The 599-nt window shown below is 54.6% G+C and carries 1 protein-coding gene; it reads right to left on the bottom strand.

The window, feature by feature from the left end; genetic code table 11:
* Window positions 1–4: 4 nt before the first annotated feature.
* The coding region (locus IE105_RS15285; RefSeq protein WP_267904701.1) for an EF-Tu C-terminal domain-related protein at window positions 5–599 on the bottom strand (595 nt) is incomplete at its 5' end.

Below are 599 nucleotides of genomic sequence, written 5' to 3'. Positions count from 1 at the left end.
GGGCCTACTCCGTGATTTTTGACACCACGCCGGCGCCGACTGTGCGGCCACCTTCGCGGATGGCGAAGCGGAGCTTCTCTTCCATCGCGATTGGGACGATCAGCTCAACATCAACGTTCACATTGTCGCCCGGCATGACCATTTCCGTACCTTCTTTGAGCGTGACAACACCGGTCACGTCCGTGGTGCGGAAGTAGAATTGTGGGCGATAATTGTTGAAGAATGGCGTGTGACGGCCGCCTTCATCCTTGGTCAGGATATAGGCTTCAGCTTCAAACTTCTTGTGTGGCAAAACAGAACCAGGCTTACAAAGAACCTGACCGCGCTCAACACCTTCACGGTCAACACCGCGAAGAAGGGCGCCGATGTTGTCGCCAGCTTCACCGCGATCAAGCAGCTTGCGGAACATTTCAACACCTGTGCAGGTCGTTGTTGTTGTGTCGCGAACACCGACGATTTCGATGCTGTCACCAACATTGATGACACCGCGTTCAATCCGACCCGTCACAACCGTACCGCGGCCTGAGATGGAGAACACATCTTCGATTGGCATCAGGAACGGTTGATCAACAGCGCGTTCTGGCTGTGGAATATAGGCA

This window comes from Algimonas arctica (assembly GCF_014652695.1).
Taxonomy (GTDB): Bacteria; Pseudomonadota; Alphaproteobacteria; order Caulobacterales; family Maricaulaceae; genus Litorimonas; species Litorimonas arctica.
Note: the sequence above shows the minus strand (reverse complement) of the source record. Positions and strands in the feature narration are given on the sequence as shown.